This is a genomic window from Actinomyces oris, from assembly GCF_001929375.1.
Taxonomy (GTDB): domain Bacteria; phylum Actinomycetota; class Actinomycetes; order Actinomycetales; family Actinomycetaceae; genus Actinomyces; species Actinomyces oris_B.
Genome location: NZ_MSGO01000014.1, coordinates 1 through 20,956, shown reverse-complemented (window position 1 = coordinate 20,956; position 20,956 = coordinate 1). Strand labels below are relative to the sequence as shown.

Sequence of the window (20,956 nt, the reverse complement as noted above, 5' to 3'; positions counted from 1 at the left end):
CCGCTCCCATCGTCGTCAGCTGCCACAGGGACCGCACGGCCCTGACCTGGGACGACGTTCATCACCGCCCACGTCGTACCGACACTGTAGGGCAAGCCCTTGCGAAATCTAGCATCATCAATTATTTTCATCCTACAAGGAATCACTCCTGGTTCCTTCTCCCTCCCCCGGAAGGACGATGATGACCCTCCACCTGCGCCGAGCCGACACCTCCGTGGTCCTTGACCTGCCCGACGACCGCTTCCCGGTGGTCCGCCACTGGGGCCCCGAACTGGGTGACGTCAGCGGTGACGCCCTGTCCGACGCGGCCCTGGCCGCACAGACGTCCTTGGGAACCAACACCGCCTGGATCACCAACGACCTGCCGATCCTGCCCCTGGCCCACCTGGGCTGGAGCTCTCGCCCCGCCGTAGCGCTCTCACGCACCGACGGCTCGGCCTTCTCGCCCCACCCCACCGCCTTCACCCACGAGGAGGGCTCCGAGGACACCCCGGCCGGCACCGCCCTCGTTGTGCGCTCCAGCGGAACCGACACCGCCCACGCGCTGACCCTGGGCACCGAGCTGCGCCTGGAGCCCTGCGGCCTGGTACGCCTGCGCGCCTGGGTCCGCAATGACCACTCCGGGTCCGGCGGCGATCAGGGGGCCGACCTCGTCGTCGGCGAGCTCACGCCGGTACTGCCGTTGCCCGACAGCGCCGACGAGCTGCTTGACACCACCGGCCACCACGTCCAGGAGCGTCGGCTCGTGCGCACCCCCTTCACCCCGGGCACCCGCCTGCGCGAGTCCTGGGAGGGGCGCCCGGGGCACGACGCCGTCACCTGGCTGGCAGCCGGCCCCACCGGCTTCGGATGGCGCAGCGGGCGCGTCCACGGCGTTCACGCGGCCTGGTCCGGCAACGTCCGTCACCTGGCGATGAACCCGGCCTCGGGCCGCAAGCTCCTGGGAGCCGGAGAGCTGCTCCTGCCGGGCGAGGTCTCGCTGGCCCCCGGTCAGACCTACACCTCTCCGTGGACGGTCTTCTCCTGGGGCGAGGGCCTGGACGCACTGGCCCACCGCAGCCACGCCTGGCTGCGCTCGCGCCCGTCCCACCCCACCCGTCCCCGCCCGGTGCTGCTCAACACCTGGGAGGCCGTCTACTTCCACCACGACCTGGACAAGCTCAAGGCCCTGGCCGACGCCGCGGCCCAGGTCGGTATCGAGCGCTACGTCCTGGACGACGGCTGGTTCGGTTCCCGCCGCGACGACACCTCGGGACTGGGCGACTGGCAGGTCTCCCCCGAGGCCTGGCCGAACGGCCTGGAGCCACTCGTGGAGCACGTCCACTCACTGGGCATGGAGTTCGGCCTGTGGTTCGAGCCGGAGATGATCAACGTCGACTCCGAGGTAGCCCGCGCCCACCCGGAGTGGATCCTGTCCGACGGCGCCGGCGGAGCACCCGAGCACCGCCACCAGCGGGTCCTGGACCTGACCGCCCCCGGTGCCTGGGACTACCTGTTCGACGCCATCTCCGCCCTCGTGGAGCGCCTCGGTATCGCCTACCTCAAGTGGGACCACAACTCCCCTCTGCTGGCCACGGGGCATGAGGTCGCCGACCCCACCGCGGGACGCCAGGGGGCGGCCGCCGTCCACGACCAGACCCTGGCCGTCTACCGACTCCTGGATGCGCTCCATGAGCGCTTCCCCTCTCTGGAGATCGAGTCCTGCGCCGGCGGCGGCGGCCGCATCGACCTGGGGATCATGGAGCGCACCCAGCGGGTGTGGGCCTCGGACTGCATCGACGCCCACGACCGCCAGAACATCCAGCGAGGCACCACTCTGCTGCTTCCCCCGGAGCTGGTGGGCACCCACGTCGGCTCCGGGCGGGCCCACACCACCCTGCGCGACCTCGACCTCGACTTCCGGGCCGGCACCGCCCTATGGGGCCACATGGGCGTGGAGTGGGACCTCACCGAGGCCGACGACGCCACCCGCGAGCGCCTGGCCTCCATCATCGCGCTGCACAAGGAGCTGCGCGGCCTGCTGCACTCGGGGGTGACGGTCCACGCGGACCTGCCCGACGACGACGTGCTGCGCATCGAGGGGGTCGTCGCCCCTGACGGCTCCGACGCCCTGTTCGAGATCGCCTCGCTGGGCCAGCTCCTGGCCTGGCCCACGGCACCGCGACCTCTGCCCGGCCTGGACCCCTCGCGCCGCTACCACGTGCGCCTGGCGGCACCGGCCTACCCCGAGCTGCGCCTGGCAGCGGGCTGGATGGCCCAGGGCGTCACCCTGCCGGGCTCCTACCTGACCACCACGGGGCTGGCGCTGCCGGTGCTGCACCCCGACCACCTCGTCCTGCTGCGCGCGAGCGCCGTCAACTGAGAGCTCGGCGACCCTCCGAGTCGCCGGTCCGTCCTCATCTACTTCTACCCGTTCCTAGCCCCCCATCCGTCTTCGACCCGTTTTCCCACATCACCGTCGATTTGGAGACCCGATGTCAACCTCGACCCTGCTCGCACGACCATCGCGTCGGCAACGCAAGCCACGCTCCGACCTCAAGCTCGGCCTCGCCTTCATCCTCCCGGCGACGATCGGCCTCGTCGCCTTCTACATCTGGCCCCTCATCCGAGGCATCTGGCTGTCCTTCACCGAGTACAACCTCCTGACCCCCGAGGAGTTCACCGGCCTGGACAACTACAAGCGCATGGTCCAGGACGACACCTTCTGGAACGCCGTCGTCGTCACCGTGGAGTACGTGATCATCAACATCGGCCTGCAGACGATCCTGGCGCTCCTCATCGCCGTCCTCATGCTCATGCAGCGCCTGACCCAGTCCACCTTCGTACGATCCATCGTGCTGACGCCCTACCTCGTCTCCAACGTGGTCGCCGCCATGCTGTGGCTGTGGATCCTGGACAACACGCTGGGCATCACCAACCAGCTCCTGGAGTCCCTGACGGGCTCCGCCGTGGACTTCTTCTCCTCGTCGATGGCCATCCCCACCATCGCCATCATCAACGTGTGGCGGCACGTGGGCTACACGGCCCTGCTCATCTTCGCGGGCCTGCAGTCGATCCCGAACACGGTCTACGAGGCAGGCAAGATGGACGGCGCCAGCGAGTGGCGGATGTTCTGGCGGATCACCGTCCCGCTGCTGCGCCCCATCCTGGCGCTGGTGCTCATCATGACGATGATCGGCTCCTTCCAGGTCTTCGACACCGTCTCCGTGGCCACCCAGGGCGGCCCCGTCAACGCCACCCGCGTGCTGCAGTACTACATCTACGACATGGCCTTCGGGCGCTTCCAGTTCGGATACGCCTCCGCCATGGCGGTGGGGCTGCTGCTCGTCCTGGCCGCGATCACGATCCTGCAGTACCGCATGACCCGTGCCGGCGAGACGGACCTGGACTGAAGGAGGACCAGCCATGACAACGACAACCGCATCCGTATCCTCCACCAAGTCCTCCCAGGCAGCCGCTGCGGCTCCCTCTGAGGCCTCCGGCCGCCGGTTCACCCTCGGCAAGGCCCTGGCCTGGGCGGCGATGGTCCTCATCATGCTGTTCACGCTCCTGCCCTTCTACTGGGTGCTGCGTACAGCGCTGTCCTCCAACGCGGGCATCACGGCCCACCCCACCAGCCTGCTGCCGGTGGACATCAACCTGCGCGGCTTCGCCCGTGTCTTCGGCATGCAGTCCACCCAGGAGGCACTGGCCGACGGCGGCAGCGGCGCAGCCATCAACTTCTGGCTCTACCTGCGCAACTCGGTCATCATCTCCACACTGGTCACCGTGGGGCAGGTCTTCTTCTCGGCGATGGCCGCCTACTCCTTCTCCCGCCTGCGCTGGAGGGGACGCGACACGGTCTTCGCCGTGTTCCTGGGCGCCCTCATGGTCCCCTCGATCTTCACGCTCCTGCCCAACTTCGTGCTGGTCAGGCAGCTCCACCTCATCGACACCTTCCTCGGGGTGGCGCTGCCGACCATGTTCATGACGCCTTTCGCGGTGTTCTTCCTCAAGCAGTTCTTCATGAATATCCCGCGCGAGCTGGAGGAGGCCGCGCTGCTCGACGGCGCCTCCAAGGTCCGGGTGTTCTTCACCCTCATCCTGCCCATAGCCAAGGCCCCGATCTCGACGCTGGCGATCCTGACCTACATCACGGCCTGGAACGACTACTTCTGGCCCCTGCTGGTCTCCTACACGGACTCCTCACGGGTACTCACAGTGGCTCTGGCCGTCTTCCGCTCCCAGGCCCCGCAGACCGGTCCCGACTGGGCCGGTCTCATGGCCGCCACCCTGGTGGCAGCCCTCCCGATGCTCCTGCTGTTCATGGCCTTCGCCCGGCGCATCGTCAACTCCATCGGCTTTACCGGAATCAAGTGAGGCACCAGATGACGACTCAACCGATCAACCCTCTTCGCTCCTCACTGTCACGCCGCAGCCTCCTGTGCGGCCTGGCCTCGGGTGCGGCCGCCCTAACCCTGGCCGCCTGCTCCGGCGGCTCCAGGAAGTCGGGATCCGGCGCCGTGGAGTACTGGATGTGGGACGCCAGCCAGCTGCCCGCCTACGAGGCCTGCGCCAAGGCCTTCGAGACCAAGACCGGCATCAAGGTCAATATCACCCAGATCGCCTGGAGCGACTACTGGACCAAGCTGACAGCCGGCTTCATCGCCGGGACCGGACCGGACGCCTTCACCGACCACATCTCCAAGTTCGCCCAGTTCGTGGATCTGGAGGTCCTGGTCCCGCTGGAGAAGCAGGCCGCCTGGGCGGGTGTCGACGAGTCCGCCTTCCAGGAGGGCCTCATCGACCTGTGGAAGGGGGAGGACGGCCACCAGTACGGCTGCCCCAAGGACTGGGACACCGTGGCGGTCTTCTACAACCGGGACATGCTCACCCAGGCGGGCCTGTCCGAGGCGGACCTGGCCGAGTGGTCATGGAACCCCACCGACGGCGGAACCTTTGAGAAGATCCTCGCCCGCCTGACCGTGGACAAGAACGGCGTGCGCGGAGACGAGCCCGGTTTCGACAAGAACCGCGTGGCCGTCTACGGCCTGGGTATCCAGGACGCCGGTACGGGGGACGGCCAGACGCAGTGGAGCCCCTTCACCGGCTCAGCCGGCGACTGGTTCTACACGAACAAGGAAACCTGGGGTGACCACTACCGCTACGACGAGAAGGTCTTCCAGGGCACGATGGACTGGTACTTCGGCCTGGTGGACAAGGGCTACATGCCTCCGCGCGGCGCCTTCTCCTCCACGACCAGCACCGATGTCCAGCTGGGCAGCGGCAAGATCGCCATGTGCTTCAACGGCTCGTGGATGTTCGGCACCTACGCCAAGCTCGACGTCAAGGTCGGGATCGCCGCGAACCCCGTGGGCCCCAACGGCAAGTCGGTCTCCCTGTTCAACGGGCTGGGCGACTCGATCTCCAAGCAGTCGGCCAATATCGACAACGCCTCCAAGTGGGTGGCCTTCCTGGGAACCGCTGAGGCGCAGGACATCGTGGCCTCTCACGGAATCGTCTTCCCGGCGATCGCATCCTCCACGAAGAAGGCCGTCAAGGTCTTCGAGGAGACGGGGCTCCCCACCGCCCCCTTCACCCAGCACCTGGAGGACAAGTCCACGTTCTTCTTCCCACTGACCTACTTCGGGGCGGACGTGGCCGCCATCATGAAGCCGGCGACGGACGACCTGTGGGCGAACCGGGTGCCGGCCTCAACGCTGACGAAGTACAACGAGCAGGTCAACCTCCTGTTCAAGACGTCCAAGCACAAGAAGAGCTGACGGCCCGGTTCTCATTCAGATTCCTCGGCGTGAGCAGCGGCAATGGCCCGTATGGTCACGTCCTGGCTGTAGCCCTTGCGCCCCAGCACGGCCGCGGTGCGGCGCCGGCGCACCTCCCAGGGCAGGTGGCGCGTGGAGATCAGCTTCTTGCGAGCCAGTGATAGGGCCGCCGCGTCCTCGTCCTCGGAGCTGATCTGCTCGAGGGCCTCGGCAACGTCCCGATCACCCAGCCCCTTGCGCCGCAGCTCCTCGGCGATGGCCCGCCTGGCCGCGCCCTTCTCCGCGAAGCGGGTGCGCGCCAGGCGGGTCGCATAGGCGGTGTCGTCAATGACCCCGGCCGCCTCCAGACGGTCGAGGACCTCGGTGGCCACACGGGGGTCCACCTCCTTGCGCTCGAGGAGCTCGACCAGAGCCGCGCGAGGAGCCGCGCTGCGGTCGAGGCGGCGCAGGACGATCTCCCGCGCCGCCTCGACCGCCTGCGCGTGGGCGTCAGGGATGAGCCAGGGCATCAGAACCCGCCGGCGTCCTCACCGAAGATGGTGTCCGGCTCATCCGCCGACGCCTCCTTGGGCGCCTTGACGCTCTTGGAGGCCTTAGCGGTGGCGGTGGTCTTCTTCCCACGCCCCCGGGCGGTCTTGACCGCGCTCGTGGCGGCGGTGTCCCCACTGTCCACCGGGACGGCGGCCGCGGCCACGGCGGCCTCAGCGGCGGCGAGCTCCTCAGCCTCCCGGGCCTTGCGGCCGGGCTCACCGATTCCCAGGGCGGCGAGGATCTTCTCCTCGATCTCGGCGGCCAGCTGCGGGTTGTCCTTGAGGAAGTTGCGGGCGTTCTCCTTGCCCTGACCGAGCTGGTCCTCCCCATAGGTGAACCAGGCCCCCGACTTGCGCACCACGCCGTTGTCCACACCCAGGTCCAGCAGGCTGCCCTCGCGGGAGATGCCCTGGCCGTAGAGGATGTCGAACTCGGCCTGCTTGAAGGGAGGCGCCATCTTGTTCTTGACGACCTTGACCCGGGTGCGGTTGCCCACGGGCTGGTCGCCGTCCTTGAGGCCGCCGATGCGGCGCACGTCCAGGCGTACCGAGGCGTAGAACTTCAGGGCCTTCCCACCGGTGGTGGTCTCCGGGTTGCCGAAGAACACGCCGATCTTCTCGCGCAGCTGGTTGATGAAGATGGCGGTGGTGCCGGTGGAGGACAGTGCGCCGGTGATCTTGCGCAGCGCCTGGCTCATGAGACGGGCCTGGAGGCCGACGTGGGAGTCACCCATCTCCCCCTCGATCTCGGCCTTGGGGACCAGGGCCGCCACGGAGTCGATGACGATGATGTCCAGGCCGCCCGAGCGCACCAGCATGTCGGTGATCTCCAGGGCCTGCTCCCCGGTGTCCGGCTGTGAGACCAGGAGGTTGTCGATGTCGACGCCCAGGGCCTTGGCGTAGACCGGGTCGAGGGCGTGCTCGGCGTCGATGAAGGCCGCGTTCCCACCGGCCCTCTGCGCACTGGCCACGGCGTGCAGGGCGACGGTGGTCTTTCCGGAGGACTCCGGCCCGTAGACCTCGACGATGCGTCCCCTCGGGAGGCCCCCGACTCCCAGAGCCACGTCAAGGGCGACCGATCCCGTCGGGATGACGGAGACCGGAGGGCGAGTGTCGTCCCCCAGGCGCATGACGGATCCCTTGCCGAAGCTCTTGTCGATCTGGGCGAGGGCTGTGGCCAGGGCCTTGGAGCGGTCCTGGGTCTGGCTGGCAGCAGGCATTGTTCTACCTCGGTTCTCAGGGCGGCGCGCAGCCGCGGCGGGCATGGCTGGTCAACTTCGGCGAGGTCCCCTCTCCGGGGCTCACCAACGACGGTATGCCTGACCACTGACATCTATCTCCGCCCCCCGTCAGCCCTGTGGACTCACGTGGCGTCGTCGTCGTTCGTGGAGAACAGTACCCGAACACCTGTTCGATCATGACATCATCGTCATGCGCGTGTCGGCGGCTCCCGAATCCGCCCCGGCGCCCGCCCTCGTCACCCGAGCTCAGCGACGCGGATCCGAGCGGAAGATCCATCGTTCGGCATCCGAGCGCTCGGTCTCGTCGCACAGAAGACCCCAGACCCGTTCGGGCGCCTCCCCGTCGTCGAGCGCCTGCACGCAGGTCACCCCCAGTCCCGGAAGAACCAGATCCTGCGCCAGCGACCGACCGTAGGCCGAACCGAAAACCGCTTCGACGGCGTCCCAGAACTCCGAGTGCTTCACCACTCCCCCTTTGTCAACAGGCAACCCGGCGGCGAGTCCACTCGTCGTGGCCCCACCGCCGGGAAGGTCGGCTCACTGGTAACGGCCTCCGCGGCGCAGGAGCAGCGCGCGGAGGGCGTCAGCTGGCGGTCACCGCAGGGCGGCCCCCTGCTGACGCACGAGCTCATCGGGAACTGTGTCCGGAATCATGACGCCTTCGGTCAGGGCGATGCGGTCGGAGACCTCGCGCAGCACCATGGACAGGGGGGCGTCAAGCGCCTGGCAGATGGAGGCGAGCAGCTCGGAGGAGGCCTCCTTCTGACCGCGCTCAACCTCGGAGAGGTACCCCAGGGAGACGCGGGCCTGGGAGGAGACCTCGCGCAGCGTGCGTCCCTGGTGTTGTCGGACGCCGCGCAGGACTTCTCCGATCTCGCGGCGCAGGACGACATTCTCGTGCTTCGGGGTGTCCACGGACACACCGTACCCTGCCCCGGGTCCCTGGCGCATCGGCATCCGGTTGTTGATCGGGCGAGTGGTGCGGGGGTGAGTCGTGTTGTTCATCGTCTAGCACAACCATTCACGTCGTGGATTCATTCCCGCCACGCGGGGCCAGATCTCCGGCTCCGGTGACGTTGAGAACCACTCTACCGGCATTCCTGAGAGAAATCTGAAATACGCCTTAGTCTGTGGTCTGTAGTTGGTCAGTCGTCGATGTGACGTACTCAGGGCTGCGGCCCACGACCTTCTTTCCGCAGGAGACTGATGGCCAGCTCACACACTTCCATCACGGTGGCGCGCCGGACCTGCGAGCGGTCACCGCTCAGGTGCAGCTCACGGTGCCTCTCACCCCAAGGAGCGACGACGGCGACATGGGCCGTTCCGGCCGGATGACCGTCGGCCGGCCCCGGCCCGGCCACCCCGGTGGTCGCCAGCCCCAGATCAGCCCCGAGGAGCCGGCGCACTCCGTGCGCCATCTGCAGGGCGACATCGCGGTCCACCGGCCCGGTCCGCTCCAGGTGCGCGGCATCGACCCCGAGGACCTGAGCCTTGATCCGGGTGGCGTAGGCCACGACCGCCCCCACGAGCACACGTGAGGCACCGGGAACCTCCACCAGGCTGGAGGAGACCTGCCCGCCCGTCAACGACTCGGCGATCGCCAGACTCACTCCGCGATCCGCGGCGGCCTGCAGAAGAGCCGCTGCCACGCGAATGCGGTCCTCGGCGTCGTGCGCCTCCTCGATCACCACGGCTTGCGCCCCGGGACGGTCACTGGCCGCTCCGTCCGTCCTGACGGCTCAACCGCATCGCCTCACGAACATAGTCCAAGCCGGTCACCACCGTGACGATGAGCGCCCCAGCCACGATGACGTAGGCCGCCTTGGCCAGGAACGCGGCCGGACCGGAGGGAATCAGGAGCATGGACCAGGGCGTGAGCAGCCCGACCAGCCCCACCATCTGGAGCGTCGTCTTGATCTTGCCGCCGCGCGACGCCGCCATGACAGCGCGGCGCAGCATGAAGAAGCGCATGACCGTGATGCCGAGCTCGCGCACGACGATGAGGACGGTGACCCACCACCACAGCCGGTGGTTGACGCTCAGCAGGACGAAGGCGGACAGGGTCAGCGCCTTGTCCGCGATCGGGTCTGCGATCTTGCCGAAGGAGGTCACCAGCCCCCACGAGCGCGCCAGCTGGCCGTCCAGACGGTCCGTGAAGGCCGCCACGACGAAGACCACGACTGCGGCGAGCCTGGCCCGGTCCCCCGGCAGCAGGGACAGCCAGATGAAGACGGGAACAAGCAGCAGGCGCAGCACCGTCAGGGCGTTGGCGATGTTGAGCAGCGGCGCCTGCTCTGGCTGCGCGGCGCCGTCCGGGGCGGTCGGGGCGTTCATCAGGGTCAGCCTAGTCGCGTACGGCCACCCTCCGACGGAGAAACCTCGATCCATCTTCTCGACAGCCTCGTGTCCGCGCCGCCCCCGCCGTGCGCGCCACGGCGCCCTCGCAGACGACACGCGGCATAGGATCCGTTGTCGCCGACGTCTCGGCACGTCCGCCTCGCGCGGCCGGAACGAGCACGAACCGTACACACGTCGTTAAGGTCCACTTCTTACGTTCATCACCATGTTCTCCACCATGTACTCCGCCATGTACTCCGCCACTCCTCTGCCTTCGTCTTCGCCACGCTCCGTACGTCTCACCCGCAGGTCACGAGGGTCCATCCTCCTGACCGCCGCCGTTCTCGCCGCATCCGTCGCGATGAACGGCTGCTCGACGAGCTCGGATCAGTCTGTGCCGGCTCAGTCGCCGACTCCGTCCGCCTCCACCAGCACCAGCACCGGCGGCTCGCAGGACGTGCACTTCACCGTGGGTTACGCCGGGGACGTCCTCATGCACATGCCGGTGATGGAGTCCACCCCGGGGGCCTCGGGGGACATCACCGCCAACATCGCGGCTGAGACCCCCTGGGTCGAGGGCCTGGATCTGGCCCTGTGCGGGATGGAGGTGCCTGTCGCTCCGGACGGGGTCTACTCGGGCTACCCCTCCTTCGGCACCTCTGCTGAGGTCGTAAGCGCTTTGGCGAGATCCGGCTGGGACGGCTGCGCGACCGCCTCCAACCACGCCGCGGACCGGGGGGAGGCCGGAGTCGTGGCCACCTTGGACGCCCTGGACGCTCACGGGCTGGGGCACGCGGGCACCTACCGGAGCCGACAGGACGCCTCCGTGCCCTTCGCGCTCTACGAGCTCACGCGGGCGGGGCGCACAGTGACCGTCGCCCAGATCTCCACGACCATGGACCTCAACGGCCTGGAGGATCCCACCGGCTACTCGGTGTCGCTCAACGACGTCGACGCCATCACGAAGGCGGCGAAGTCGGCCCGTGCGACGGGTGCCGACCTCGTCGTCGTCCACTCCCAGCTCGGTGAGGAGTACGAGACCACACCCAACGACAAGCAGGTCTCCTACGCCCAGTCCCTGGCGGACAGCGGGCAGGTCGACATCCTCTTCGGCGCCCACCCCCATGTGCCTCAGCCAGCCGAGAAGCTCTCCGGAGGAGTCGGGGGCAAGGGCATGTGGGTGTCGTACTCGGCCGGCAACTACATCTCCAACCAGGACGAGGAGTGCTGCGCCCCGCTGTCCGACGTCGGCCAGCTGGTCTGGGCCGACGTCACGTCCCACGCCGACGGCTCAGTGAGCGTGGACAAGCTGAACTGGCACCCGTTCACGATGGATCACGGAGGCGGTTACAAGGTCAGGGACCTGGCGGCGCTTCACGACGGCGAGCGCCCTGCCGACCTGGGTCTGAGCAAGGAGCAGATCGACCGGCGCTGGGACCTGCTCACCTCTCAGGTCAAGGACGCCTCGACCATGTCCACCACGCCGCCCAAACCCACCGGACCGGCCCCGACGATTCCCAGCCGGGACGAGGTCATCAAACGAGCGGGAGCCCACCCGGTCCCGCAGGGCACGGCATCGGCCTCCCCATCACCACGATGAGCCGCGGCCAGTGAGCGACCAGGCGTCCTCGGAGTCCTCATCGGCGGAGGTATCGTCCCAGGACTCTGACTCCGGCAGGCTCGAGGCGACCTCCAACGGGTCCGTGCTGTAGCGGTTCGACGGCATGACCGCGGTACGGGGCTCGTTCGAGGCGGGAGCCGACGGGGCCTCGGAGTCGGGCTCACCCTGAGAGGCGTCAGGGGCCTCGGGAGTCTCGGCGCTTCCGGGCGCACCGCCCTCGCCCTTGATCCAGGCCAGGGTCTCCTCGAGCTGCTCGGGCTGGACGAGGACGTCGCGGGCCTTGGATCCCTCCGAGGGGCCAACGACCTCACGGGACTCGAGCAGGTCCATGAGGCGTCCGGCCTTGGCGAAGCCGACGCGCAGCTTGCGCTGGAGCATGGAGGTGGAGCCGAACTGACTGGAGATGATGAGCTCGGCGGCCTGCAGGAGCAGGTCCATGTCATCGCCGATCTCCTCGTCGATCTGCTTCTTGACCTCCGGGACGACGACGTCCTCGCGATACTCGGGCGTCAGCTGGGACTTGACGTGCTCGACGACGGAGCGGATCTCGGACTCGGTGACCCAGGAGCCCTGGATACGCACCGGCGTCGAGGCGCCCGGCCCCAGGTAGAGGGCGTCACCCTGGCCGGTGAGCGTCTCGGCCCCGTTCTGGTCGAGGATGACCCGGGAGTCCAGCTGCGAGGCCGTGGCGAAGGCCAGACGCGAGGGGACGTTGGACTTGATGAGGCCGGTGACCACCTGGGCGACGGGTCGCTGGGTGGCCAGGACCAGGTGGATCCCGGCGGCGCGGGCCAGCTGGGTGATGCGCTGGATGGAGGCCTCCACGTCCTTGGGGGCGGTCATCATGAGGTCGGCGAGCTCGTCGACGACGACCAGGAGGTAGGGGTAGGGGCTCAGCTCTCGCTGGGATCCCGGCAGGGGCTGGACCTCTCCTGCGCGCACCGCCTTGTTGAAGTCGTCGATGTGCTTGAAGCCGAAGGAGGCCAGGTCGTCGTAGCGGGCGTCCATCTCACGCACCACCCACTCCAGGGCCTCGGCCGCCTTCTTCGGGGAGGTGATGATCGGGGTGATGAGGTGCGGGATGCCCTCGTAGATGGTCAGCTCCACCCGCTTGGGGTCGACCAGCACCATGCGCACCTCCTCGGGAGTGGCGCGCATCATGATCGAGGTGATCATCGAGTTGACGAAGGAGGACTTACCCGATCCGGTCTGACCGGCCACCAGCAGGTGCGGGGTCTTGGCCAGGTTGGTGACGACGTAGTCGCCCTCGACGTTCTTGCCCAGCCCGACCACCAGCGGGTGCGCCTGCTTGCGCGCGGCCTGGGAGCGCAGGACGTCGCCGAGCTTGACCATCTCCCGGTCGCTGTTGGGGATCTCGATGCCGATGGCGCTCTTGCCGGGAATGGGGGTGAGCAGGCGGATCTCGTCGGAGGCCACCGCGTAGGCGATGTTCTTCTCCAGCCCCGTGATCCGGGAGACGTTGACCCCCCGGCCCCGGTGGACCTCATAGCGGGTGACCTGAGGACCGCGCGTGTAGCCGGTGACCGTGGCGTCCACGTTGAACTCGGCGAAGACGTTCTGCAGGGACTCGACGATGGCGTCGTTGGCAGGGGTGCGGGTGGAGTGGCCCGGCCCAGGACCGAGCAGCGCGTCCTCGGGCAGGGTGTAGGTCGAGCCGTCGGGCAGGGCCATGTTGCTCAGGTCACTCATGGCGATCTGGTCGGCGAGGTCGGGCTCCTCGAGCGCGACCTCCGGAGTCTCCTCGGTGACGGCGTCGAAACCGGAGGGTGACTGCGGGGCCGGCTGCGGGACGGGGCGCTTGGCCGATGAGGGCTTGCGCTGCCCCCCTGCGGCCGGGCCGGAGGCCGCGGGGCCACCTGCCGGTCCGGAGGGCCTGCTTCGGGTGGCAGAGACGGTCGAGGGCGCTGAGGAGGCGATGACGTCGGTCTCCTCGCCCACGTCCGGGATGACGAAGTCCGCACCCTCTAAGTGAGCGCCGTGATCGCTGCCCGGCTCGAAGAGCTCGGTGATCGAGGTCTGCTGGGCCTCCCGGTCGGCCGAGCGCTTACGCCGGCCGCTGCCTCGCTTGCGAGAGGACGGCTCCTCCACCTCCAGGGCGGAGCGGAAGGGCTCGTCGCCGTCGTAGGAGTCCAACAGTGCCGTCTGATCCGGGTCGCCGCCCGAGGCGCCGGCCCGCCCGGTGCCTCGGCGCGCCCGTCCGAGCAGGCGCCGGGCCAGGGAGTCGCCGGAACCGCCGGCGTCGTGTGAGGCCCCGTCGCCCTCCGCGGCCCGGTACTGCTCCAGCAGGTCACGGATCTCGGCAACGGTCTTGCCGGACAGGACCAGGGCGGAGAACGCAATCAGGAGGATGAACAGGATGAAGGCCCCCACGGAGGAGAACAGTGCCGCCAGGGGGTAGCCCACCAGCCATCCCAGCAGCCCTCCGGCACTCTCCAGGCCGCCGATGTTGTTCTTGAGGACCGGGTTGCCGCTACCGACCTGGATCATTCCGGTCAGAGCCGTCAGCAGCCCCAGACAGCCCACAGAGACCCGCGCGTGCACCGCCCCCAGGCTGTGGACCCGCAGCATGGCGACCCCCAGCGCCGCCAGGAGCGGGGGCACGAAGATACCCAGAACACCGACGGGGCCCGCGGCGATGTGGTGCAGGAGGTCACCTGCGGCCCCGGAGATCCCGAACCACTCGCGCAGCGCCAGCACCGCTGCGAGGGCCAGGATGAGGAAGGCCCATCCGGTACGACGGTAGCGCCCGCCGGAGGGCCCGGTCCCGGGCGCGACGAAGGGAGCGGCCCCTGAAGCGGAGCCGCCTCGATTACGCCCTCTGCCGGTCCCCGACGAAGGCGCAGCTGTTCTCGTGGTGCGACGATTGGCCATGATGCTCTAGAAACTATCGGATTCTCAGTTTCAACGTCCTTGCCACGCCGCCTGCACCGGCCGGAGACACGTCACCTTCTCGGTGCCGCCGCCCGGTGCGGGGACTGCGCGGGCTCAGCCCCTGACGAGAGGAGCAGCCGCGGCCCTGGGTTCTGTCAGAACCTGTCAGGAGCTCTCATCGCCTGCCCGCAGGAACTCATCGATCTCCTCGCGCAGCGGGGCCTGGGCCGGGCCGCTGCGCGCAACGGCGTGGGCTGCGGCGGCGTTGGCGCGTCTGGCCGCCTCGACGACGTCGAGCCCGTCAAGAAGGCCGGCGACCAGGACCCCGGTATGCGTGTCTCCCGCCCCCGTCGTGTCCACGACCTCACGCACGAAGCCTGGGACCTCGATCGCCTCGCCGCCCACCGGGTGGAGGACGCAGCCGTGGACGCCGGTACGGTGGACGATCAGTGCTCGAGGACAGGCCTCTCGGATGGCGTTCGTGCCGCCCAGGCGCTTCTCGAGGCGCCCCATCTCCAGATCGTTCCCGGTCAGTATCGTGGCTCGGCCCAGGAGCGGCAGGAGCACCTGGTCGGGGATGTCGGGCTGGACCGGACCGAGGTCGATCACCAGTCCGACGCCGTCGGGGATCGACAGGAGCCAGTCGGCCAGGATGCCGCGACTCGTGTAATGGGCCAGGTCATAACCGGTGGCGTAGACCCAGTCCCCGGCTCTCAGGTCGATGCTCTCAAGGTCCTCGCACTGAGGCTCCCCCTCGACGCCCGCGGTGGTGATGAAGGTGCGTCGGCCGGAGGGCTCGATGAGAGTGGTGCAGGTGCCGATGTCCCCGACGAGCTCCTCGACGAGCAGCTCGACCCGGTCCAGGCGCATCGACTCGCGCACCCGCGCGGAGTTGGGGCCGGTCCCCAGGGTGGCGGCCAGGGCAGTGGGGACACCCTGCCGGGCTGCAGCCGAGACCACGGTGTACCCGCCGCCGACAACCGGACCCGACGACGCCCCGGTGATCGCCCCTCCCGGCGTCGGCACGCGGCTGACGTGGAGGGGGATGTCAATGAGGATGGATCCGGTGGATATGAAGCACGCGGGCCGGAACAGAGTCATGCAGTGAGAACCCTCCTGCTAAGCCTCGATGACGACCGGGACGATCATGGGACGGCGCCTGAGGCGGCGCCCGATCCAGCGCCCCAGGGTGCGGCGCATGACCTGCTGGAGGGAGTAGGCGTCCGCCTTCCCGGTCTCCAACGCGGCGGAGAGGGCCTCGGTCACATCGGGAAGGATCTCCTCGAAGACCGAGTCGTCCTCGGCCACGCCCCGCGCCTGGATGTGGGGGCCGGCCAGGATCGTGCCGGTCGTGGTCTCCACCACGGCGTAGACGGAGACGAAGCCCTCCTCCGCCAGGATGCGGCGGTCCTTGAGCTCGGCCTCGTCGATCTCCCCCACTGAGGAGCCGTCGACGTAGATGTAGCCGCAGGGCACCTGGCCGGCGATACGGGCCACTCCCCCGTCCAGATCGACGGCCACGCCGTCCTCGCACAGCATGACCCGCTCCGGGGCGACTCCCGTCTTGACGGCGAGTCCGCCGTTGGCCACCAGGTGACGGATCTCGCCGTGGATGGGCATGACGTTGCGGGGCTGAACGATGTTGTAGACGTGGAGCAGCTCCTCGGAGGAGGCGTGCCCGGAGACATGGACCTTGGCATTGCCCTGGTGGACCACACGCGCACCCAGCCGCATGAGCTGGTTGATGACCCGGAAGACGGAGTTCTCGTTGCCGGGGATGAGGGAGGAGGCGAAGATGACGGTGTCCCCGGGCTCGATGGTGACGCTGCGGTGCTCGGAATGGGCCATCCGGGACAGGGCCGCCATCGGCTCGCCCTGCGAGCCGGTGACCATGAGGACTCTCTCGTGCGGGGGCAGCGAGGTGATGTCCCTGGCATCAATGAGGACGCCGGCGGGGACCTTGAGGTAGCCGCGCTCGGAGGCGATCCCCATGTTGCGCACCATGGAGCGCCCCACGAGGGCCACCCGCCTGTCGTGCAGGGCGGCGGCGTCGAGGACCTGCTGGACCCGGTGGACGTGGCTGGCGAAGGAGGCCACGATGATCTGCCCGTCGGAGTCGGCGAAGACGTTGTCCAGGACCTGGCCGATCTCACCCTCATGGCCCACCATGCCCGGGACCTCGGCGTTCGTGGAGTCCACGCAGAACAGGTCCACCCCCTCCTCACCGAAACGGGCGAAGGAGCGTAGGTCCGTGATGCGCCCGTCGATGGGCAGGGAGTCCATCTTGAAGTCACCGGTGGCCAGCACGTTGCCGGCATCGGTGCGGATCATGACGGCCATGGCGTCGGGGATGGAGTGGTTGACGGCCACGAACTCCAGGTCGAAGGGGGCGTAGGAGACCTCCTCGTGCTCGACGACCTGACGCAGCACCGGGCGGATGCGGTGCTCCTTGAGCTTGGCCTCCACGAAGGCCAGCGTGAGCTCACTCCCCACCAGGGGGATGTCCTCACGCAGGCGCAGCAGGTAGGGCACGCCCCCGATGTGGTCCTCGTGCCCATGAGTCAGGACCAGGGCGACGACGTCGTCGATGCGGTGCTCGATGGAGGAGAAGTCGGGAAGGATGAGGTCGACGCCCGGCTGGTCCTCCTCGGGGAAGAGCACACCACAGTCAACGATGAGCAGCTTGCCGTCCAGCTCGAAGACGGTCATGTTGCGACCGACCTCGCCCAGGCCCCCCAGGGGAGTGATGCGCATGGCGCCATCAGCGAGGGGGCCGGGGGTCTTCAGCGCGGGAAAGTTCGTCACGCCGGCATCCTACCGAGGATGCCCCGATTATCGGTTGATGCGGTGCGATCCAGTTGGATTCCGTCGTGCTTCTGCAACGTTGCGACGCCAAGTTCAGGGACCTGCCGGGATCGCTCTACGATGTATCGGTGACGACCACGAACCTGCCGGATGATGGAGCCAGGGACACCGCGCCTGCTCCGTCAGCCGAGTCACAGCCGAGCCCCGCCACTCGTGAGAGCCGGCGGGGCCTCCTGGGGAGAGCCGCCCTGGCGATGACAGCGGGCCTCCTCGGCGCGGGCGCCGGCGCAGGAGCCGCTCACTGGAGGGACACCCACCTCTCCCCCACGGCAAGAACCGCCCCTCGCCCCGCGAGCCCCGGCAACGCGCTCGGGACGCGAGTGGTGTTTCAGACTGACGGGGAGTCCGGGAAGCTGGCGCTGACCTTCGACGACGGGCCGGACCCCCGCTGGACTCCTCTCGTGCTCGACATGCTGGCAAGGTTGCACGTACGGGCCACCTTCTTCGTCCTGGGGTCCGCGGCGGAGGCCCACCCCGAGCTGATCGCACGAGAGGTCGCCGAGGGGCACGAGGTCGCGGTCCACAACTGGGTGCACACGGACGTCTACGGCGTGGGCTTCTCGGAGCTGAGCGACTCGGTGGACCGGACACGTCAGGCGATCATGGCGGCAGGAGCACCGTCCCCGCGCCTGTGGCGGCCTCCCTACGGCCGGGTTGACGCGCCGGCCATGATGGTCGCCTCGCAGAAGCGGATGGACCTGCTGCTGTGGAGCGTTCACACGCCTTCCACTGCGGCGGCCACCGCCGTCAAGGACGTTGCCGGCGCCGGATCAGTGGTGCTGTGCCACGACGGGCGCGCACAGCCCTCTCAGGCCCTGTTCGCCGCCCTGGAGGGGGCCTTGCGCTCGCTGCTGGAGCGAGGACTCACCGTCACGACGGGCAGCGACCTCCTGGCGTCCGCGCGATGGGCTGAGGAACAGTCGCCCGCATGAGCGGGTCTCGCCGCGAGAAAACATGAGGTGCCTGCACCACCGCGTGGTGGTGCAGGCACCTTGTGCTCGTACCCCCAGCCGGATTCGAACCGGCGCCGCCGCCGTGAGAGGGCGGTGTCCTAGGCCACTAAACGATGGGGGCCCAGCCGGATTCGAACCGGCGCCGCCGCCGTGAGAGGGCGGTGTCCTAGGCCACTAAACGATGGGGGCATGCTATGGAGCTGCGAACCGGCAGAACTGAACAGCCTGCTCGATCCGTACCCCCAGCCGGATTCGAACCGGCGCCGCCGCCGTGAGAGGGCGGTGTCCTAGGCCACTAAACGATGGGGGCTCATGACAGTCCGAGTGCCGAAACCGGCAACCGGACCCTCGTACCCCCAGCCGGATTCGAACCGGCGCCGCCGCCGTGAGAGGGCGGTGTCCTAGGCCACTAAACGATGGGGGCCACAGATCAGCAGATCCGCTGGGGTACCAGGACTCGAACCTAGAATAACTGAACCAGAATCAGTCGTGTTGCCAATTACACCATACCCCAAAGGGCTTCACCCCGGAACGGACCACGTCCGAGGCAGCGGGCAGTAATCTACACGCCCACCCCCGCCCCACCAAATCGCCGGGAGGTGAAGACCGACACACAACAGGAACCTCAGACGCCTTCCCCCTCCGTCATCCCCATCACGGCTCATACGACCCCTCACAACAACCGGGATCGCTCCCCTTCTGCGCACTCACAACCGAGCGGACCCCAGAGGCATCCCCTACACTTCCGTCTAGTTCCTGCTCACCCCACCCTTCTGGGAGGCAATATGCCCACCCACCTGCAGCACCGTCACCACGCAGGTCACGGCCCCTGCAGCCCTCACCTCCTCACCCTTGGACTGACCCTGATCGTCACCCTCTCCCTGAGCGCCTGCGGCCCCGCGCACCAGGGACAGCTGACCGTCGAGCCCGCCAACGCCTCCGCCGAGCCCAACCCCTCCGGCTCGGACGCACCATCCAAGCCACCGAGCCCAACACCGTCGACGACACCCTCCGCAACAGCCTGGACGGCCCCGAACGTCACGATCTCCAACGACACGACCGGCACGTGGCACCGGCAGGACGACATACTCGAACGACCGGTCGCGACATCATCAGAAATCAGCCAGGCCTACAACTTCGACACAGGAGAATGTCTAGCAATTATCTTCTATGAAGCAAATCAGTCGATCTACAACGAAAGAAATAGGGGCGGGGACAACGTGACCTCCTCCGCCAAGATACAGCAGACGATGTCAAACCACAGTTCTTTCGTGGTCACCTCAGGGCCGACTCCCGTCGAAGCCATACCAGACAACAGCGGAACGCTCCCCGGATATGAGATCGGATATACAGCCAACGTAAAATATGCCAGTGGCTCAACCGGCGATGTAGCGGGATATCGTTTCTTCCGGCAGATCAGCAACCAGGGCGTCACCCTCGAGATCTTCCTCGAGTGTGAGCCGGACAAGCTCGCCTCCTCCGACACATGGCATCAGTTCCTGTCCTCGACACGAGTGACGGGGCTCGACGCTAAGGCCATGGGATAGAGACGGGTTTCCAGTACCGAGCCGCAGAACCCCTCCTTCTTCCTCACCGTCAGGAGAGCCGCATTGCCTCATCCAGCACAGCACCATCGCCAGATATTCCTCGCCCACACCTCCTCCAGAGCTCGTCACCTCGCTCTGGGACTGTGCCTCGCAGCCAGTCTGACGCTGAGCGCCTGCGGCCCCACCCACAAGGGACAGCTGACCGTCGAGCCCGCCAACGCCTCCGCCGAGGCCAGCCCCTCCAGCTCGCCCACGCCGTCCGAGGAGCCCAGCCCGAGCGCTTCACCATCCTCATCGTCGAAACCTTCACCGTCGGCGACGACATGGACGGCACCGAGTGTCACGATCTCCAGCGAGGACTCGTCGGTCTGGACACACGACGACGATCGCATCAAGAAGGACTCTGCCGGCCCCAACGGAACTATTGACGGATACACGGTCAACGCCAACCCCGCCTGCTTCGGTTTCATATCCAGCAACGCCGAGGAGAGGTATTACACCCTCCGAGGAGTCGGAGACGATATTCAGTCCAAGGCAGCTCTCAAGAGTCAGCAGACGATCTTTTCCGGATATCAGACAACGCAAGGCCCAAACCCTGTGGAGGCCATCCGGGACGACAACGGAACCTTCCCGGGCTATGAGGAGACGTTCTCCGTGACCGCCAACTTCTCCGACGCCCCCAACACGCCCATGGATGGATATCGCTTCGACAGGAGAGTGGGAGAAAAGGGGTTCGCTGTCGAGGTCATGCTGGTGTGCCCCCAAGGCTCTCTCATAGGACTGGATCAGTGGCACACGATCCTGGGGGGCATCCGAATCCGGGGAATCGACGCCGGAGCCATGTAATCGACCGACGCGGTCTTCAGAAGAGCGGAGCGGCTCGCGCAGCCCTGTACTCAGCTCATTGGCCGGTGGGGCCGGGGACACAGCCACTCAACGCTGTGTCCCCGGCCCCACCGGTCGAGTTCTTTCGACGGCCGCGTCAGCCGAGCTGCGCCCGAAGAGCCTTCAGCCTGTTCAGGGTGGAGCTGCTTCCGAGGATCTCCATGGACTCGAACAAGGGCGGAGAGACCTGTCGCCCGGTCACCGCGACACGCAACGGGCCGTAGGCCAGACGCGGTTTGATCCCCTCGCCGTCGGGCATGCCCCGCCCCTCGACGATGGCGGTCTTGAGGGCCTCCTCCAGATGGTCCTTGTCCCACTGCTCA

The 20,956-nt window shown here is 67.8% G+C and carries 18 protein-coding genes, 4 tRNA genes and 1 pseudogene; 8 read left to right on the top strand and 15 right to left on the bottom strand.

The genetic code is table 11. The annotated features are described in order from the left end of the window. Positions 1 to 181: 181 nt before the first annotated feature. The 4 genes from BKH32_RS04095 (at position 182) to BKH32_RS04080 (ending at position 5,762) form a co-directional block, all read left to right on the top strand. The gene (locus BKH32_RS04095) at positions 182 to 2,362 is read left to right on the top strand and encodes an alpha-galactosidase (RefSeq protein ID WP_075248751.1); all 2,181 of its coding nucleotides are present in this window, start codon (positions 182 to 184) and stop codon (positions 2,360 to 2,362) included. A gap of 112 nt (positions 2,363 to 2,474) precedes the next feature. Then, a complete protein-coding gene (locus tag BKH32_RS04090; protein ID WP_075248750.1) occupies positions 2,475 to 3,392 on the top strand; it encodes a carbohydrate ABC transporter permease in 918 nt (305 codons plus the stop codon). 13 nt (positions 3,393 to 3,405) lie between these two features. Further along, a complete protein-coding gene (locus BKH32_RS04085; protein ID WP_075248749.1) occupies positions 3,406 to 4,359 on the top strand; it encodes a carbohydrate ABC transporter permease in 954 nt (317 codons plus the stop codon). Positions 4,360 to 4,367: 8 nt separating this feature from the next. Then, positions 4,368 to 5,762 (top strand): ABC transporter substrate-binding protein, encoded by a 1,395-nt coding sequence (locus tag BKH32_RS04080; protein ID WP_081376686.1) that lies wholly within the window; start codon positions 4,368 to 4,370, stop codon positions 5,760 to 5,762. A gap of 11 nt (positions 5,763 to 5,773) precedes the next feature. On the opposite strand, the gene BKH32_RS04075 is transcribed toward BKH32_RS04080, so the two are convergent. The 6 genes from BKH32_RS04075 to pgsA all read right to left on the bottom strand — a co-directional run bounded on the left by BKH32_RS04075 (position 5,774) and on the right by pgsA (position 9,867). Next, on the bottom strand, positions 5,774 to 6,271 hold the full coding sequence (locus BKH32_RS04075; protein ID WP_075248748.1) for a regulatory protein RecX: 498 nt from the start codon (positions 6,269 to 6,271) through the stop codon (positions 5,774 to 5,776). Further along, the gene (recA, locus tag BKH32_RS04070; protein WP_075248747.1) at positions 6,271 to 7,512 is read right to left on the bottom strand and encodes a recombinase RecA; all 1,242 of its coding nucleotides are present in this window, start codon (positions 7,510 to 7,512) and stop codon (positions 6,271 to 6,273) included. The genes BKH32_RS04075 and recA overlap by 1 nt, the downstream gene beginning before the upstream one ends. Before the next feature lie 267 nt (positions 7,513 to 7,779). Then, positions 7,780 to 7,998, bottom strand: coding sequence for a DUF3046 domain-containing protein (locus tag BKH32_RS04065; RefSeq protein WP_075248820.1), 219 nt, complete (start codon positions 7,996 to 7,998; stop codon positions 7,780 to 7,782). Between the two features lie 129 nt (positions 7,999 to 8,127). Then, on the bottom strand, positions 8,128 to 8,538 hold the full coding sequence (locus BKH32_RS04060) for a helix-turn-helix domain-containing protein (protein ID WP_178384551.1): 411 nt from the start codon (positions 8,536 to 8,538) through the stop codon (positions 8,128 to 8,130). A 161-nt stretch (positions 8,539 to 8,699) separates the two neighbouring features. Beyond that, positions 8,700 to 9,224: a CinA family protein gene (locus BKH32_RS04055; RefSeq protein WP_430383784.1), complete on the bottom strand. Its 525-nt coding sequence runs from the start codon at positions 9,222 to 9,224 to the stop codon at positions 8,700 to 8,702. Positions 9,225 to 9,243: 19 nt separating this feature from the next. Further along, positions 9,244 to 9,867: a CDP-diacylglycerol--glycerol-3-phosphate 3-phosphatidyltransferase gene (gene pgsA, locus BKH32_RS04050; RefSeq protein WP_143222702.1), complete on the bottom strand. Its 624-nt coding sequence runs from the start codon at positions 9,865 to 9,867 to the stop codon at positions 9,244 to 9,246. Positions 9,868 to 10,096: 229 nt separating this feature from the next. Between pgsA and BKH32_RS04045 the strand changes: the two genes are divergently transcribed. Continuing rightward, positions 10,097 to 11,470, top strand: a complete 1,374-nt coding sequence (locus BKH32_RS04045; protein ID WP_256690772.1) for a CapA family protein — start codon at positions 10,097 to 10,099, stop codon at positions 11,468 to 11,470. On the opposite strand, the gene BKH32_RS04040 is transcribed toward BKH32_RS04045, so the two are convergent. From BKH32_RS04040 to BKH32_RS04030, 3 genes are all read right to left on the bottom strand, one after another. Further along, positions 11,459 to 14,383, bottom strand: coding sequence for an FtsK/SpoIIIE family DNA translocase (locus tag BKH32_RS04040; RefSeq protein WP_075248744.1), 2,925 nt, complete (start codon positions 14,381 to 14,383; stop codon positions 11,459 to 11,461). The genes BKH32_RS04045 and BKH32_RS04040 overlap by 12 nt on opposite strands. 165 nt (positions 14,384 to 14,548) lie before the next feature. After that, positions 14,549 to 15,484, bottom strand: a complete 936-nt coding sequence (locus BKH32_RS04035) for a PfkB family carbohydrate kinase (protein ID WP_075248743.1) — start codon at positions 15,482 to 15,484, stop codon at positions 14,549 to 14,551. An 18-nt stretch (positions 15,485 to 15,502) separates the two neighbouring features. Continuing rightward, complete coding sequence (locus BKH32_RS04030; RefSeq protein ID WP_075248817.1) at positions 15,503 to 17,137, bottom strand: ribonuclease J; 1,635 nt, start codon at positions 17,135 to 17,137, stop codon at positions 15,503 to 15,505. Positions 17,138 to 17,316: 179 nt separating this feature from the next. On the opposite strand from BKH32_RS04030, the gene BKH32_RS04025 reads away from it, so the two are divergent. Continuing rightward, positions 17,317 to 18,180: a polysaccharide deacetylase family protein gene (locus BKH32_RS04025; RefSeq protein WP_075248816.1), complete on the top strand. Its 864-nt coding sequence runs from the start codon at positions 17,317 to 17,319 to the stop codon at positions 18,178 to 18,180. 69 nt (positions 18,181 to 18,249) lie between these two features. Here BKH32_RS04025 and BKH32_RS04020 read toward each other — a convergent pair. From BKH32_RS04020 to BKH32_RS04005, 4 genes are all read right to left on the bottom strand, one after another. Next, positions 18,250 to 18,322 (bottom strand) — tRNA-Glu (locus tag BKH32_RS04020). A gap of 116 nt (positions 18,323 to 18,438) precedes the next feature. Continuing rightward, positions 18,439 to 18,511, bottom strand: a tRNA-Glu gene (locus tag BKH32_RS04015). A 41-nt stretch (positions 18,512 to 18,552) separates the two neighbouring features. Then, positions 18,553 to 18,625 (bottom strand) — tRNA-Glu (locus tag BKH32_RS04010). Between the two features lie 18 nt (positions 18,626 to 18,643). Continuing rightward, positions 18,644 to 18,715: transfer RNA gene (locus tag BKH32_RS04005), tRNA-Gln, on the bottom strand. Positions 18,716 to 18,986: 271 nt separating this feature from the next. Here BKH32_RS04005 and BKH32_RS04000 point away from each other — a divergent pair. Continuing rightward, positions 18,987 to 19,748, top strand: coding sequence for a hypothetical protein (locus BKH32_RS04000; RefSeq protein WP_075248742.1), 762 nt, complete (start codon positions 18,987 to 18,989; stop codon positions 19,746 to 19,748). Positions 19,749 to 19,873: 125 nt separating this feature from the next. On the opposite strand, the gene BKH32_RS14295 is transcribed toward BKH32_RS04000, so the two are convergent. Then, positions 19,874 to 20,218 carry a hypothetical protein gene (locus tag BKH32_RS14295; protein ID WP_256690769.1) on the bottom strand — a complete coding sequence of 115 codons (345 nt, stop codon included), beginning with the start codon at positions 20,216 to 20,218 and terminating at the stop codon, positions 19,874 to 19,876. Between the two features lie 127 nt (positions 20,219 to 20,345). Between BKH32_RS14295 and BKH32_RS14290 the strand changes: the two genes are divergently transcribed. Beyond that, positions 20,346 to 20,594, top strand: coding sequence for a hypothetical protein (locus BKH32_RS14290; protein ID WP_256690768.1), 249 nt, complete (start codon positions 20,346 to 20,348; stop codon positions 20,592 to 20,594). A 136-nt stretch (positions 20,595 to 20,730) separates the two neighbouring features. On the opposite strand, the pseudogene BKH32_RS03990 reads toward BKH32_RS14290, so the two are convergent. Beyond that, positions 20,731 to 20,956, bottom strand: a pseudogene (locus BKH32_RS03990) (glutamate--tRNA ligase); the annotation flags it as partial.

Coding starts and splice junctions, on each gene's coding strand:
- BKH32_RS04095 (WP_075248751.1), top strand. CDS start 182: ATGACCCTCCACCTGCGCCGAGCCGACACCTCCGTGGTCCTTGACCTG.
- BKH32_RS04090 (WP_075248750.1), top strand. CDS start 2,475: ATGTCAACCTCGACCCTGCTCGCACGACCATCGCGTCGGCAACGCAAG.
- BKH32_RS04085 (WP_075248749.1), top strand. CDS start 3,406: ATGACAACGACAACCGCATCCGTATCCTCCACCAAGTCCTCCCAGGCA.
- BKH32_RS04080 (WP_081376686.1), top strand. CDS start 4,368: ATGACGACTCAACCGATCAACCCTCTTCGCTCCTCACTGTCACGCCGC.
- BKH32_RS04075 (WP_075248748.1), bottom strand. CDS start 6,271: ATGCCCTGGCTCATCCCTGACGCCCACGCGCAGGCGGTCGAGGCGGCG.
- recA (WP_075248747.1), bottom strand. CDS start 7,512: ATGCCTGCTGCCAGCCAGACCCAGGACCGCTCCAAGGCCCTGGCCACA.
- BKH32_RS04060 (WP_178384551.1), bottom strand. CDS start 8,538: ATGAACAACACGACTCACCCCCGCACCACTCGCCCGATCAACAACCGG.
- pgsA (WP_143222702.1), bottom strand. CDS start 9,867: ATGAACGCCCCGACCGCCCCGGACGGCGCCGCGCAGCCAGAGCAGGCG.
- BKH32_RS04045 (WP_256690772.1), top strand. CDS start 10,097: ATGTTCTCCACCATGTACTCCGCCATGTACTCCGCCACTCCTCTGCCT.
- BKH32_RS04040 (WP_075248744.1), bottom strand. CDS start 14,383: ATGGCCAATCGTCGCACCACGAGAACAGCTGCGCCTTCGTCGGGGACC.
- BKH32_RS04035 (WP_075248743.1), bottom strand. CDS start 15,484: ATGACTCTGTTCCGGCCCGCGTGCTTCATATCCACCGGATCCATCCTC.
- BKH32_RS04030 (WP_075248817.1), bottom strand. CDS start 17,137: ATGCGCATCACTCCCCTGGGGGGCCTGGGCGAGGTCGGTCGCAACATG.
- BKH32_RS04000 (WP_075248742.1), top strand. CDS start 18,987: ATGCCCACCCACCTGCAGCACCGTCACCACGCAGGTCACGGCCCCTGC.
- BKH32_RS14295 (WP_256690769.1), bottom strand. CDS start 20,218: ATGAAACCGAAGCAGGCGGGGTTGGCGTTGACCGTGTATCCGTCAATA.